The following is a 14,332-nucleotide window of genomic DNA, read 5'->3' as shown; positions in this document are numbered from 1 at the left end:
CCTTTGGGCGTATTTTTTTTTTGCTATAAAATGAAAAAGGAGCTAATCTTATGGAAACCAGAGTTGCAATTATTGGAGTTATCGTTGAAGAAGTTGATTCGGTTGAAAAATTAAATAATATTCTTCATGACTATGGTGCTTATATCATAGGAAGAATGGGCATTCCATATAGAGAAAAGGACATAAACATCATTTGTGTTGTTGTGGATGCGCCTAACGATATTATCAGTACATTATCAGGTAAGCTTGGAAAGCTACCCGGTGTCAGTACCAAAGCGGTATATTCAAAGTATTCTGCAAAAATAGAAGAGGAATGAAATGAAAGAACTCATAGATAAATTATATTTAAACAAGGAGCTTAAGTCAGAAGAATTCAAGGCTCTCATCCAAGGAAGAACCCCTGAACTTGCTGAATATCTTTTTGAAAAATCTCGTCAAGTAAGAATGACACATTACGGTAACGATATTTATATGAGAGGGCTCATTGAATTCACAAATTACTGTAAAAACGATTGCTATTATTGCGGAATTAGAAAAAGCAATTCCAAAGTGCAACGGTATAGACTATCAGAAGATGATATATTAATCTGTTGCCAAACCGGTTATGACCTTGGTTTTAGAACCTTTGTACTCCAAGGTGGTGAAGATTCTTATTTTTCCGATGAAAAATTAGTGCACATTATAACTTCAATTAAAAAACAACATTCCGATTGTGCCATTACCCTATCCATTGGGGAACGGAGTCATGAAAGCTATTTGGCATTCTTCAATGCGGGAGCGGAAAGATATCTTTTGCGCCATGAAACAGCCAATGCGCAACATTACAAAATGCTGCATCCCCCAAACCTTACCTTAGCCAGCCGTAAGGCATGCCTTTTTGATTTAAAGCAAATTGGATTTCAGGTTGGGGCTGGCTTTATGGTAGGTTCTCCCTTTCAAACAGTGGACAATCTTGTAGAGGATTTGCTTTTTATAAAAGAATTACAGCCTCATATGGTTGGCATTGGCCCTTTTATACCCCACCACCAAACACCGTTTGCTAAGGAAGCAAAGGGTTCCTTGGAATTAACGCTGTTTATGCTGGGGCTTATTCGGTTACTCTCTCCTGAGGTTCTTCTCCCTTCTACAACAGCTTTGGGCACCATTGATCCCTTGGGAAGAGAACTTGGCATTTTAGCCGGCGGCAATGTTGTAATGCCAAATCTATCACCTGTTTCGGTAAGAAACAAATATATGTTATACGACAATAAAATTTGCACCGGCGACGAAGCCGCTGAATGCAGATTTTGTATGCAAAAGAGAATGGAAAGCATAGGATACCAAGTTGTGGTATCCCGTGGTGACTGTATTTCTTTGCAATAAATTAAACTGACGGGGAAGAATATCTGACCCGAATAAGAAAGGATAAAAAAATGTATAATCCCAAATCAAACAAAGCAGAAGAATTTATCTGCCACGATGAGGTGTTGGCAACACTGAAATACGCAGAGGAAAATAAAAACAATGTAGAACTCATTGATGTAATCATTGAGAAAGCTCGCCTAAAAAAAGGCCTCACCCACAGAGAGGCTGCTGTACTATTGGATTGTCAAATTGAAGAGAAAAATCAAGAAATATATGCGCTGGCTGAACAGATTAAAAAAGACTTTTACGGAAATCGTATTGTCATGTTCGCTCCGCTTTATTTATCCAATTATTGTATAAACGGATGTGTTTACTGTCCGTATCACCTGAAAAATAAACATATTGCCAGAAAAAAAATGACCCAAGATGAAATTAGACGGGAAACCATTGCATTGCAGGATATGGGACACAAAAGACTTGCATTAGAGGCAGGCGAAGACCCCATAAACAATCCCATTGAATATATATTGGAGTCCATAAAAACAATCTACAGTGTGAAGCACAAAAATGGTGCTATCCGCCGTGTAAATGTAAATATCGCTGCCACTTCCGTTGAAAATTATAGAAAATTAAATGAAGCTGGCATAGGCACCTATATTTTATTTCAGGAGACCTATCACAAAGACAGCTATGAAAAACTACATCCAACCGGCCCAAAACATGATTATGCTTATCATACGGAAGCCATGGACAGAGCCATGGAAGGTGGCATTGACGATGTAGGCATTGGCGTATTGTTTGGTCTGGAATTGTATCGCTATGAGTTTTCTGCCCTACTCATGCATGCTGAGCATTTAGAAACTGCATTTGGCGTTGGCCCTCATACAATTAGCGTGCCCAGAATCCGCCCCGCAGATGATATTGACCCTTCTACTTTTGATAATGGTATTGATGATGATACCTTTGCAAAGCTAGTGGCTTGCATTAGAATCAGTGTGCCTTACACCGGAATGATTGTTTCCACACGGGAGAGTAAAGAATGCAGGGAAAGGGTTCTCCATCTTGGTGTATCTCAGATAAGCGGTGGCTCTAAAACAAGTGTAGGCGGCTATGCTGCGGCAGAGCCAGAAGATGAAGATTCTTCACAATTTCAGCCCAATGATAATAGAACACTAGATGAAGTTGTAAAATGGTTAATGGAATTAGGATATATTCCCAGCTTTTGCACAGCTTGCTATAGAGAAGGCAGAACGGGTGACCGCTTCATGCAGCTTTTGAAAAGCGGACAAATACAGAATTGTTGTCATCCCAATGCTTTAATGACTTTGAAAGAATATTTGGAGGACTATGCTTCCTCCGAAACAAGTAATCTGGGGAATCAATTGATTCTGGATGAAATTAGAAACGTTCCAAATGAAAAAGTTAGAAATATTGTTATTGAGAATCTTGAAAAAATCGGCAGTGGAAGCCGTGATTTTAGGTTTTAGGAGGTTCAAATGGGATTAAATGAAACACCGGCAGGAAATAGAATCCATATTGCGTTTTTTGGTAAAAGAAACGCAGGAAAATCCAGTATTTTGAATGCCATTACCAACCAAAACTTAGCAATTGTTTCTGATACAAAAGGAACCACTACCGACCCCGTTTATAAAGCAATGGAATTGCTTCCCCTTGGCCCAGTAATGCTCATTGACACACCGGGAATTGATGATGAAGGAGCACTAGGTGAACTCCGTATAAAAAAGGCACAACAAGTACTTAACAAAACTGATATTGCTGTACTTGTAATGGATGCTAAAGAAGGAGAATCTACGGAAGATGAAGCACTCATTCAATTGTTCCAAAAAAAAGAAATTCCATATCTTCTTGTTTTTAACAAGTGCGATTTGCTTCAGTACTATAAAAATCCAAAGGAGCACAGCATTTTTGTAAGTGCAAAAACAGGAGAACAAATATACGCTTTGAAAGAAAAACTATCAAAGCTTATCACAACAGATAACCCGAAGATTCGGCTTGTGGGGGATATTTTAGATCCTTGTGACTATGCCATACTGGTAGTGCCCATAGATAAAGCTGCCCCAAAAGGCAGATTGATTTTGCCCCAGCAGCAAACCATTCGGGATATTTTAGATGCAAATGCTATTTCCATTGTAGTGAAAGAAACTGAATTTGCAGAAACACTAAGAAATTTAGGAAGAAAACCTAGAATTGTTATCACTGACAGTCAAGTGTTTCATAAAATTAATGCCGAAACCCCAGAGGATATCTTTCTCACCTCTTTTTCTATCCTTATGGCCCGCTATAAAGGTGTTCTAAAAACTGCTGTGAATGGAGCAAAAACTTTAGACTTCCTCGAAGATGGAGATAAAATTCTCATTTCAGAAGGATGTACCCATCATCGCCAATGCGACGATATCGGGACGGTTAAACTTCCCCAATGGATTAAAAGCTACACGAATAAAAATGTCAAATTCGAATTTACATCAGGCAATGATTTTCCCGACAACCTTACCAGTTATCAATTGGTTGTTCACTGTGGTGGATGCATGCTTAACGAAAAAGAGATGAAATATCGGCAAAGATTCGCAGCAGAAAGTAACATTCCATTTACAAACTATGGCATTCTGATTGCCTTTATGCAAGGGATTTTACAACGAAGTATTTCTGTGTTTCCAGAGTTCCTTTCAGAAATGAAACCTCCAAGCTGAGTTATTATTCTCATCCTTTTAGAGGTCAAAGACTTTTGAACCTATAAAATCAGTTGCTCAATTATGATACTGTTTTCACCAAAATTAAAACCACCTAAAATGGGAGCTTGACGACAAAATGACGTGGGGTCTGCCCTGCAACCTTAAATGCAACCCTAACTAAGTCTCAGCCTACCTTGCTATACTTAACCATATAGACAAAAGCACCCGACAAATACCAATGATATTCGTCGGGTGCTTTCTAATTAGTATAACATAACGGGGGAATATAAATTAGATTTTGTAGCAATCGTTCTAACACCTTTCCGTGAAGTATAGATACTATTCTAATGAAATAATACAACGTTCACCCCAAATAAATCAATGTGTTATAACGTTATTTCATTTCATTCAAATTCATTGGTTCACTATATAACTTTTTCAAATAAAGCACCCCAAGCCTGAACAAGGAAATTATGAATCCCCAAATTCATGGTAACTCAATCGCAATTTAATACTTATACATATACAAATAAAAACTGTTTATATTATCCAGTGAAATATAGTCGATCTTTGTCATCCTTTAAATTACCTCTCTTAAGGAAAATCCTCCATTGCGAGACAGAGCTTTGGTTATCATGTACACTACCATACTAAAATAAATTTATTTCTCGTTACCCAAAGATCATATTTCAGGTGCTATTTGGAGTATCTTATCATCCCCAAAATGTATAATCCCTCTACCATCCTTATTGCTTGTTGTAAGGTAAATGGAACCATCACTCGCCTGATATACTTCCCTTAATCGACCATAGGTATCCAGTAATAATGGCTCCACATCAACCACCTGTGTTCCAGTCTCATCAAAGGTAATTGCCAAAAGCCCATTTCCTCTTAACATAGATACCAATAGTTGCCCCTTTCTCGGACCACTGCTAATGAAAGCTGCCCCACCGGGAGCCCATGTTTCATCTCCGCTTTGTAAGATAGGCTGAATGAAATCAAATCCCAGTAATTCCTCATCTCCAATAACCAGCGGCCAGCCATAGTTTCCACCATGTACTATGAGATTAATTTCATCATGATTGGTTTCTCCATGATCCGTAGCATATAACATATTTTTATCATTCCAAGCCAGCCCCTGAGGGTTTCTCAATCCTAATGCATAAACAGGTGAACCAGGAAAGGGATTGTCGGGCGGAATGCTTCCATCAGTCCCAATACGCAATATTTTACCTGCTAGGCTATTCACATCCTGAGCAAGATCACGAACACCTCCATCACCGGTAGCAATATACAGATAGCCATCCGGACCAATTTTTATTCTGCCACCATTATGAATGCGTCCCCCGGGGATTCTGTCCAAAAGAATCTCCTCCTTGAAAGCAGTATCACCCACTATACGCATTCGCACCACTCTGTTGTAAAACGTTCCTTTCTCTCCATAAGTGTACATAAGATAAATATACCCGTTTGTAAGAAAATCTTTGTCCAAAGCAATCCCCATAAGCCCCCCCTCTCCGCTACTAATAAAAGGCAGAACAAACGTATACACAGGCACAGGATTTAAAGTTCCATCCGTAATAACACGCAGTTTTCCATCACGCTCTGTAAAAAATATCTTGCCGTCTTCACTAATATCTATTGCCCATGGTATATTTAGGTATTCTATAATACTCTGAACTTGATTAGGCTCTTTGTTAACCATCATTTTCTCCCCAATCTTTTTTATCGGCACTTCCTGCCATATTTCCTATCATTATATATGATAATAAACTAAATCATGTGTAAAAATTGCTTTCTTACTAGATTACATATTAGTATCTCATTTCGTTTATTGTCAAAAAATGAATATTTCTTTCTCTTCCATTTTAAATCCTCAAAAATATTAAATTGGAAATTAATTTGATTTGTTTGCTTGAAATCCAAGGAATTAGATTGAAACATAAAGCATTTCAAAATAGAATCTTTATTTATTTAAGATGATAGGAAGACAAGGCACCCTCTCCTTACAAATTCTTAAATAAAATGAATGCAAAACAAAGCCTGACGTTTTACCGTAATGTTACAACGTAACGGGTATAGGTCAAGTTAACACTTTCATATTCTTAACTAAGAAATACTATTTTTTAAGGAGAGGGTATGCATGAGAAAAAACAAAATAAAGAATGTCATGGTTCATAAAGCGGATCTCTTTGATTTGCAGCCCCTTTCCAATAAAATAGTCGTATTTCATACTGACATAATTGAAAGAAAACTAAAGCAATCAGGTCTATCGAAAAAAAACAAACTAGAAGTTTTAGATAAAATCATAGATAACCTAAAATCTGCTGGTCTATAATTAGTACAAAAGTACACGCCCATTCCAATTCTTCCCCAGAAAAGAATGAACTGGGTATACAAATCCAGATTTATTAAATCTTAAAAATGGTGAAAATATGAATATTAAAGCATCATTCCCAAACCTAATTGCTTTAGGTGTGGCAGTTGCAATATAAAAGGACAACTCTTTGCTTTAAACATCGAGCCGTCCTTTTGCTTTGTATTCACATTGAAGCAATTTCATGGGATTGCTAAAGCAATCAAGGGAAATAATACTTCCTCTGTTACGTATAACTTTACCATTATTAAATTCTGCCAAAGAAACAATTAATTTCGTGTAAAACCTTTTTTAGCGTGATAAAAAGAGTCTCAGGAAACGGAAAGCTACGGTCATTATTAATTTTTATCCTGTTTTATCCCTTTTCTCAACTAATAAATCAGTATTTTTCATAATGATCTGTTTCATTGAAATAAGAATCTCCACCTAGCCTTTGCTCTCCAAAGGCACTTCTGTCTCGCCCAAACATCTTGTAACTTTCTGTATCGTTGCGTAACTTAAATTTTCCAATCTCTTGCTGCAATACTTGTGCCTGTGCGGCAAGTTCTTCGCTGGAAGCGGAACTCTCCTCCGCAGTTGCAGCATTGGTTTGTACCACTGCCGAAACCTGAGAAAGTCCCTGATTGATTTGCTCAATGGCCATTGTCTGCTCTGTTGATGCAGTTTCGATTTCTTTAATTGACGTTACAACCATGTTGGTTTTTTCCCCTACCGAAGCCAAAAGCTTTCGGGTATCCTCTGCAAGCTGCTCCCCTTCAGAAACGATGGACACAGATTTCTCAATCAGATGAGAAGTCTGCTTAGCAGCTTCTGCAGATTTAGCCGCAAGATTACGCACTTCATCGGCTACCACTGCAAAGCCTTTGCCCGCATTTCCAGCACGAGCAGCCTCTACAGCAGCGTTTAAGGCTAAGATATTTGTTTGAAAAGCAATATCCTCAACCAGCTTCGTAATTTTTGATATTTCCTGAGAAGATTGTCCGATTTCCTGCATAGCATTATTTAATTTATCCATATACTGATTACCGGACGAAACTCCCTGGGCAGCTTGCAACACATAGTCTCCTGCCTTTTGCACACTGTAAGAATTTTGTACTGCCTGCTCTGTAACACTAACTGCTGAGGCAGTCAGCTCTTCAATCGTTGCAGCCTGCTCTGTAGCACCGGAGGCTAACGCTTGCGCACCGTCAGAAACCTGTCCCGCACCAATACCCACTTGTTCCGCAGTGATTGATACCGAAGAAATGAGTGTATGAAGTTTTTCCACCAAATCTGTCAACGCTTTGCCCAGAACATCCTGATCTGACCTAATCGTAATTGTGGTGGTTAAATCACCATCAGCTATAACTCTTGTTTTCTGTGCCTGCTCATCAGTGCTCAGAACTAACTGGTCAAACGCTCTGGCAAACTCGCCAACTTCATCCTGCCGTAATGCCCACTTTATCCCATCTTCCCCCGCAACTTTTTTTACACCTAGGTCACCTACAGCAACCATACTGGCAATGGTGGCAAACTTCTGCATCGGTTTTCCTATACTATCTGCTATGTACTTGCTCAAAAATTGCGAAATAATAAAGGATACAATCATTACAGCAAGCATAATAATCAATTCAATCCATGCCATTGATTTATCCTTAGCAAGCTTTTCTTTTGCCATAGTATCGTTGTACTTAGATAAGGATCCAAACGCATCGGAAGCATTTTGAGAAGAAGATGCCGCCTTCTCAATTAAAGTCAGCAAGTTCTCCTTTGTTTCACCCGCCCGTGCAACTTTCAAAATTTCATCCGCAACATTCTTGTAGGCCTCAAAGGCTCCCCGTGTAGCATCATAATTTTGTTGATCCTGACTGTTGGAAATGGTTGCCGCATAAGAATCTAAATGCCCTTGGGTGTTTTCCAAGTCACTTGAAATTTGTTGGCAACGTATTTCTTTCTCTGTGTCATAATAAACATAGAGATAAACAATCGATCTTCTCAGGTCTTTGAAAGAGCTTTCCGCCTCTAAGGAATGTACCATTCCCATTGTGGTTTCATCATATGTTTTTTGCTGGCCTCGAATCATGCCTATCATGCTGATGATACCAACAATGCCAATGATTACGCCAAGAAAGGATGTTAACAAAAATCCTGTTCTCAATTTACCAGAAATTTTTAAATTTTCAAACCACTGTTTCATATTAATTTCTCCCCTCTTTTTAAATGCAGTATGGAATAAATCACGCTTTTTGCCCACAAATCTTCTTTTTAAAAAAAGCAACTACCAAAAAAACAATTTCATGAATTCTTTTAGCTCTCTTGAATTTTACATGCCATATCCACACACTATTTCTAACTAATCCTTACATTTTACATCTGTAATACTTTCATTTTAGTTTTTAATATTTAATCTCTCCCCTTTTTTAAAGCTGTTTATCATTTCTAAATGACCAAATCCAAAAATTTTTCTTTCGACAATTTTCGTCTTATATTTACAACCTATTTATATTTTACCTCAAAACAACCACCTTAAAATAGTGTCATGTGTCACAGTGCAAAAAATATTACTTAATTACAAGAATACATGTAATAAAATAATTATAAGGTTTTTCTATCACCGATTTAGGATATTACTAAAACCGGCGAATTTTTATTACTGTCTGCCCATCTGAATGTATATAAATATCTTAGACAAAGAAACGCTCATTATAGACTGGTTGGGGAATTAAGAAATTTTGGTTAAAAATAGCTCTTTGCAAAGGGTTTTCAGCCCTGATTAAAGTGGTTTCATCTTAAATTAATCCCAAGAAAATAATACGTTAAAACTTATAACAAAGTTTCTATGATACATAAAGGCGGTGGCAGGAATGAAGTTTTTTATATACAGTCGTAAATCTGTTTACACAGGAAAAGGTGAAAGCATTGATAACCAAATTGAAATGTGTAAGCAATATATCTATACAAAATTCCCAGATGCTATAGATAATGATATTTCAATTTATGAAGATGAAGGTTTTTCCGCCAAAAATACGGAAAGACCTCAATTCCAACATATGCTTGGCGATATTAAAATAAGAAAACCTGACTATATTGTTTGTTATCGCTTAGACCGTATTAGTCGTAATGTAAGTGACTTTTCCTCACTTATCGAAGAATTGAACCAGCGAAACATCTCCTTTATTTGTATTAAAGAAGAATTTGATACATCCAAACCTATGGGAAAGGCAATGATGTTTATCGCCTCTGTTTTTGCCCAATTAGAGCGAGAAACCATCGCAGAGAGGGTGCGTGATAATATGGTGATGTTGGCTCGCACCGGTCGTTGGTTGGGGGGCACAACCCCCACTGGATATACCTCTGAAAAACTTCAAGAAATAATTATTGATGGCAAGGTAAAGACGTCGTGTAAATTAAAAGATAACCCGGCAGAACTCTTTGCGATAGACTTCATTTTCGAAAAATACTTAGAATGCAAAAGCATTTCCGGTGTAAGTAAATATTTAATCAGTCAAAACATAAAGTCGCGGAGTGGCAAATTCTATTCCCTCCTTGGTATTAAGAACATATTACAAAATCCAGTATATTGCATTGCCGATCAAGATGCCCGTAACTATTTTGTTAAAAAAAACGCTGATGTATGTTTTGAAGAAAAGGACTGTTCCAATAAATATGGCCTTATTTCCTATAATAAAAGGGATTATAAGAAAAAGCATGCACCAAGACAATCCGTTGATAAGTGGATTATTTCCATCGGAAGGCACAGAGGGCGGATAGAGGGAAAAAAGTGGGTAGCAATCCAAGCCATTTTAGAGGAAAATATACCTACCGGAAAAAACCTTCAAAAATACATAATGACTATTCCCTGCTCTCAGGTCTCGTTTATTGTGATAACTGTGGTAGCCGTATGTTTGCAAAACAGCGCTCAGGCAGAAATGCAAACCCGGCATGGTTTGACTATATTTGCCACAGCAAGCTTCGTGGTGGGAAAAATCTTTGTAATTGCCAAAATTTAAATGGACAGGAAACGGATAATGCAGTTTGTCAGCATCTGATGGAATACATCAATGAAGATTCAAGTATCTTTAAGTTGTTAGAAAACCTAAAGCGTAATATTCAAAAAGAAGAAACGGATGACCCCTTAGAACGAATTCAAATTCAAATAAAAAAATGTAACGTAGAAATAGATAATTTAGTAAATTCAATTTCAGAAAGCACGCCTAGCCCAATACTTCTGGAAAAAATAAATTTAAAAATGCAGCATCTTGAGCAGGAATTATTTGAACTGGAGCAAAAGCAATATCAAGCAGAACAAGATATCTTTGCAACAGAGGATCAAATACGAAAAAAAGATTTATTGATTTCTAGCCTCTCAAATTTAACAGATAACTTTTCTGAACTGACAATTCAGGAGAAGCGCACCTTCATCAAACTGCTCATACATAAAATTATATGGGATGGAGAAAACCTGCATATTTTTATTTACAGCGAATAGCAACTTGTCTGCATACAAGTTTTTGTTCATAAGTTTATTACATCATCAAAATTTCCTTTTGGGTGGTGGCGCATTTCCAACGTTAATTGCAATGATTACAATGTTTTTTGTGGGTACAGCGGGTGGAATTTTCCCTTCCATTGTTTCTTCTGTTTTATTGACTGCTTTTATTTTATTAGGAATTATAATGACCTTCGTTGTAACAAAATTACTTTCCAATACAATTTTGAAAGGTGTTCCCTCCTCCTTTACTTTAGAGATGCCTCCTTATCGAAGACCTCAAATTGGCAAAGTAATTGTTCGCTCCATTTTTGACAGAACCTTATTTGTTCTGGGCAGAGCAATCGTGGTGGCAGCTCCTGCAGGCTTAGTGATTTGGCTCATGGCAAACATAAGCATAAACAATATAAGCGTGCTGAATCATTGTGCATCATTCTTAAATCCTTTCGCCCAATTGATGGGACTGGACGGTGTTATTCTGCTGGCATTCATTTTGGGTTTTCCTGCCAACGAGATTGTCATTCCAATTATAATCATGGCTTATATGTCTCAAGGAAGCCTTCTTGAACTAGATAGCCTTACCCAATTAAAAGAATTATTCGTCAGCCATGGTTGGACTTGGATTACAGCAGTCAGCACCATGTTGTTTTCCCTCATGCACTGGCCCTGCTCTACTACATTGCTTACCATAAAAAAAGAAACGAACAGTTGGAAATGGACAGCACTTGCCGTAATCATTCCAACGGCAATCGGCGTTACTGTTTGCATTTTATTTGCTAATATTGCAAAGCTTTTTGTTTGATATGTAGGTGAATCTCACGTGTTGCTCAAACATCCAATCATCCCATAATCCCCCTTCTTGGGATGCATCGCTATAAACCGCACCTTTTCAGGCAGTAAAGTTCTGACAAATCATTTTTAGGGGTTTGGGAAGCAAGACTTCCAGAATGGAATTCCCAGAATGAACTTGCCATAAGAAAAAACAGGAAGTTTCAAGGCAATCTTGCCTCAGAACGCACCTGTTTTTTCCTGCATCCGAAAGATATGAAAAAGCAAAGGGTGGCGACTATGTCGACACCCTCACTCCTCTTTTTCATGCGAGGTTAAAATTTAATTATGCAGTTAGCTATATATTTAAAAATCGTTATGCTATCGTATCTCTAACACTTCTCAAGTTCTTAATTTTTCAGTAGTCACACAAATTAACTGTTACATAGTTTCGTGGAAGGTTCTTTTGATTACCTCTAACTGTTGATCACGGCTTAGTCGATTAAAGTTCACCGCATATCCGGAAACACGAATAGTCAGCGTTGGGTATCTTTCGGGGTTCTCCATAGCATCAATCAGAATGTCACGGTTCATTACGTTTACATTCAAATGATGGGCACCTTGAATAAAATAGCCATCCAAAATGTGAATCAGGTTTTCAATCCGCTGCTCTTCTTCCTTGCCCAGTGCGTCAGGTACGACAGAAAATGTATTGGAAACGCCATCCTGGCATACGTTTCTATAAGGAATTTTAGCTACAGAGTTTAAGGATGCCAGGGCACCGTTCTCATCCCGTCCGTGCATGGGGTTTGCTCCCGGTGCAAGGGGTTCTCCATATTTTCTGCCATCAGGGGTGCTCCCTGTTTTTTTGCCATACATAACATTGCTGGTGATAGTCAAAGCAGACAATGTATGCTTTGCATTGCGATAAATGGGGTGTTGTTTTAACGCATTGGAAAAATGGGTTGCTATCTCCACTGCAATATCATCTACTCTATCATCGTCATTGCCGTATTTAGGGAAGTCTCCCTCTACCTTAAAGTCCACCGTTACTCCGTGTTCATCACGAATGGGCGTTACCTTTGCATATTTTATGGCAGAAAGGGAATCTGCCGCTACGGAAATCCCCGCAATACCAAAGGCTGTGAGACGTTCCACATCCCTATCATGCAACGCCATCTGGCTTGCTTCATAAGCATATTTATCGTGCATATAGTGGATGATGTTTATACTGTCAACATACAACTCAGCAACGTAGTCCATAACCTTTTTATAGCGCTCAAGAACCTCTTCATAGTCCAAAACATCTCCTTGGATAGGTGCAATGTTAGGCACCACAGGTATTTTTTGCAATTCATCCACGCCACCATTTACTGCCAAAAGAAGAGATTTTGCAATGTTTGCTCTTGCACCGAAAAACTGCATCTGCTTGCCCACACGCATCGCGGAAACACAGCAAGAAATTGCGTAATCATCCCCATACAAAGGTCGCATCACGTCATCATTTTCGTATTGAATTGAGTCTGTTTCGATACTCATTTTTGCGCAATATTCCTTGAAGGCATGGGGCAAATCTCTGCTCCAAAGCACCGTCATATTTGGTTCGGGAGCAGTTCCCAAATTGGTTAGGGTATGTAGGTAGCGGAAAGAGTTTTTTGTTACCAGAGATTCGCCATTTAGACTGATACCACCAATCGCCTCTGTAATCCAAGTAGGATCGCCACCAAACAATTCATTGTACTCTGGTGTTCTTAAATGACGCACCAATCTTAATTTGATAATAAATTGGTCAATTAATTCCTGTGCCTCTTTTTCCGAAAGAATGCCGTTTTTCAAATCTCTTTCGATATAAATATCTAAAAATGTGGATGTGCGTCCCAAAGAAATTGCTGCACCATTATTTTCTTTTACACCTGCGAGATATGCCATATACAAAAATTGTACTGCTTCCTTGGCATCTTTCGCAGGCTCACTGAGATCAACGCCATATTTCAAGGCCATAGACTTCATTTCTTTTAAAGCCTTTATTTGCATGCTCAATTCTTCTCTTGTACGAATACGTTCATCAGTCATTGCACCGTCAAACTCAGCCAATTCCCGTTCCTTTTCCTGCATTAGGAAATCTACTCCGTACAACGAAACACGTCTGTAATCCCCAATGACACGGCCGCGGCCGTAAGCATCAGGCAACCCTGTCAACAGCCCAACATGTCTTGCTACCTTTGTTCTCTCGGGATAGGCATCAAAAACACCTTCGTTATGAGACTTTCTGTAAGAATGGAAATTCTTCTCCACTTCCCCATTTAATTGATAGCCATACTGATCCAGTGCGCTTGTAGCCATTTTTAAGCCGCCATATAAGTTTACAATTCTTTTTAAAGGGGCATCTGTCTGCAAGCCTAAAATCAACTCATTTTCTCTGTCAATATAACCGGGAGCAAAATTATCAATGCCTGAAATAATATTTGTCTCCACATCCAAAATACCTGTTTTCATTTCTTCCACAATCAATACGTGGCACTTATCCCATAGCTTTTTTGTTCTATCGGTAACCCCTTCCAAAAAGGAATCATCGCCATCATAAAGGGAATAATTTTTTTGAATGAAATTACGAACATCAATTTCCTTTGTCCATCTGCCTGTTTCAAATCCCTGCCATGCCAATATATTCATGTTTTCAATCCT

At 38.3% G+C, this 14,332-nt stretch carries 10 protein-coding genes and 1 pseudogene; 8 read left to right on the top strand and 3 right to left on the bottom strand.

All coding sequences use genetic code 11. The features are described from left to right. The first annotated feature begins 50 nt into the window (after nt 1-50). From CPRO_RS07045 to hydF, 4 genes are read left to right on the top strand one after another with little or no spacing between them, the layout of a single operon-like run. Nucleotides 51-317: a TM1266 family iron-only hydrogenase system putative regulator gene (locus CPRO_RS07045; RefSeq protein WP_066049612.1), complete on the top strand. Its 267-nt coding sequence runs from the start codon at nt 51-53 to the stop codon at nt 315-317. Nucleotide 318: 1 nt separating this feature from the next. Beyond that, nucleotides 319-1,362 carry a [FeFe] hydrogenase H-cluster radical SAM maturase HydE gene (gene hydE / locus CPRO_RS07040; protein ID WP_066049609.1) on the top strand — a complete coding sequence of 348 codons (1,044 nt, stop codon included), beginning with the start codon at nt 319-321 and terminating at the stop codon, nt 1,360-1,362. A gap of 50 nt (nt 1,363-1,412) precedes the next feature. Further along, nucleotides 1,413-2,831: a [FeFe] hydrogenase H-cluster radical SAM maturase HydG gene (gene hydG, locus CPRO_RS07035; RefSeq protein ID WP_066049606.1), complete on the top strand. Its 1,419-nt coding sequence runs from the start codon at nt 1,413-1,415 to the stop codon at nt 2,829-2,831. Between the two features lie 9 nt (nt 2,832-2,840). Next, the gene (gene hydF, locus CPRO_RS07030) at nt 2,841-4,052 is read left to right on the top strand and encodes a [FeFe] hydrogenase H-cluster maturation GTPase HydF (protein WP_066049603.1); all 1,212 of its coding nucleotides are present in this window, start codon (nt 2,841-2,843) and stop codon (nt 4,050-4,052) included. Between the two features lie 664 nt (nt 4,053-4,716). Here hydF and CPRO_RS07025 read toward each other — a convergent pair. After that, a complete protein-coding gene (locus tag CPRO_RS07025) occupies nt 4,717-5,739 on the bottom strand; it encodes a PQQ-dependent sugar dehydrogenase (protein WP_236782406.1) in 1,023 nt (340 codons plus the stop codon). A gap of 438 nt (nt 5,740-6,177) precedes the next feature. Here CPRO_RS07025 and CPRO_RS07020 point away from each other — a divergent pair, with 438 nt between their 5' ends. Continuing rightward, entirely contained in the window at nt 6,178-6,372 is a 195-nt protein-coding gene (locus CPRO_RS07020; protein ID WP_066049597.1) for a hypothetical protein, read from the top strand. Between the two features lie 418 nt (nt 6,373-6,790). On the opposite strand, the gene CPRO_RS07015 is transcribed toward CPRO_RS07020, so the two are convergent. Next, nucleotides 6,791-8,587 (bottom strand): methyl-accepting chemotaxis protein, encoded by a 1,797-nt coding sequence (locus CPRO_RS07015; protein ID WP_082754409.1) that lies wholly within the window; start codon nt 8,585-8,587, stop codon nt 6,791-6,793. 667 nt (nt 8,588-9,254) lie between these two features. Here CPRO_RS07015 and CPRO_RS07010 point away from each other — a divergent pair. The 3 genes and pseudogenes from CPRO_RS07010 to CPRO_RS07005 form a co-directional block, all read left to right on the top strand. Beyond that, nucleotides 9,255-10,400, top strand: a complete 1,146-nt coding sequence (locus CPRO_RS07010; protein ID WP_236782405.1) for a recombinase family protein — start codon at nt 9,255-9,257, stop codon at nt 10,398-10,400. Beyond that, complete coding sequence (locus tag CPRO_RS15745) at nt 10,292-10,879, top strand: hypothetical protein (protein WP_236782404.1); 588 nt, start codon at nt 10,292-10,294, stop codon at nt 10,877-10,879. Before CPRO_RS07010 ends, CPRO_RS15745 begins: the two co-directional genes overlap by 109 nt. Nucleotides 10,880-10,928: 49 nt before the next feature. Beyond that, a pseudogene (locus tag CPRO_RS07005) lies at nt 10,929-11,681 on the top strand (nucleoside recognition domain-containing protein); the annotation flags it as partial. Nucleotides 11,682-12,088: 407 nt separating this feature from the next. Here CPRO_RS07005 and pflB read toward each other — a convergent pair. Continuing rightward, complete coding sequence (gene pflB, locus CPRO_RS07000) at nt 12,089-14,320, bottom strand: formate C-acetyltransferase (RefSeq protein WP_066049590.1); 2,232 nt, start codon at nt 14,318-14,320, stop codon at nt 12,089-12,091. Nucleotides 14,321-14,332 lie beyond the last annotated feature (12 nt).

The sequence above is a fragment of the Anaerotignum propionicum DSM 1682 genome (genome assembly GCF_001561955.1).
Classification (GTDB): Bacteria; Bacillota; Clostridia; order Lachnospirales; family Anaerotignaceae; genus Chakrabartyella; species Chakrabartyella propionicum.
Note: the sequence above shows the minus strand (reverse complement) of the source record. Positions and strands in the feature narration are given on the sequence as shown.

What these genes read in the sequence shown, in the direction of transcription:
- CPRO_RS07015 (WP_082754409.1), bottom strand. Translation starts at nt 8,587, where the DNA reads ATGAAACAGTGGTTTGAAAATTTAAAAATTTCTGGTAAATTGAGAACA.
- CPRO_RS07045 (WP_066049612.1), top strand. Translation starts at nt 51, where the DNA reads ATGGAAACCAGAGTTGCAATTATTGGAGTTATCGTTGAAGAAGTTGAT.
- CPRO_RS07020 (WP_066049597.1), top strand. Translation starts at nt 6,178, where the DNA reads ATGAGAAAAAACAAAATAAAGAATGTCATGGTTCATAAAGCGGATCTC.
- hydF (WP_066049603.1), top strand. Translation starts at nt 2,841, where the DNA reads ATGGGATTAAATGAAACACCGGCAGGAAATAGAATCCATATTGCGTTT.
- CPRO_RS15745 (WP_236782404.1), top strand. Translation starts at nt 10,292, where the DNA reads ATGTTTGCAAAACAGCGCTCAGGCAGAAATGCAAACCCGGCATGGTTT.
- CPRO_RS07025 (WP_236782406.1), bottom strand. Translation starts at nt 5,739, where the DNA reads ATGGTTAACAAAGAGCCTAATCAAGTTCAGAGTATTATAGAATACCTA.
- hydG (WP_066049606.1), top strand. Translation starts at nt 1,413, where the DNA reads ATGTATAATCCCAAATCAAACAAAGCAGAAGAATTTATCTGCCACGAT.
- CPRO_RS07010 (WP_236782405.1), top strand. Translation starts at nt 9,255, where the DNA reads ATGAAGTTTTTTATATACAGTCGTAAATCTGTTTACACAGGAAAAGGT.
- pflB (WP_066049590.1), bottom strand. Translation starts at nt 14,320, where the DNA reads ATGAATATATTGGCATGGCAGGGATTTGAAACAGGCAGATGGACAAAG.
- hydE (WP_066049609.1), top strand. Translation starts at nt 319, where the DNA reads ATGAAAGAACTCATAGATAAATTATATTTAAACAAGGAGCTTAAGTCA.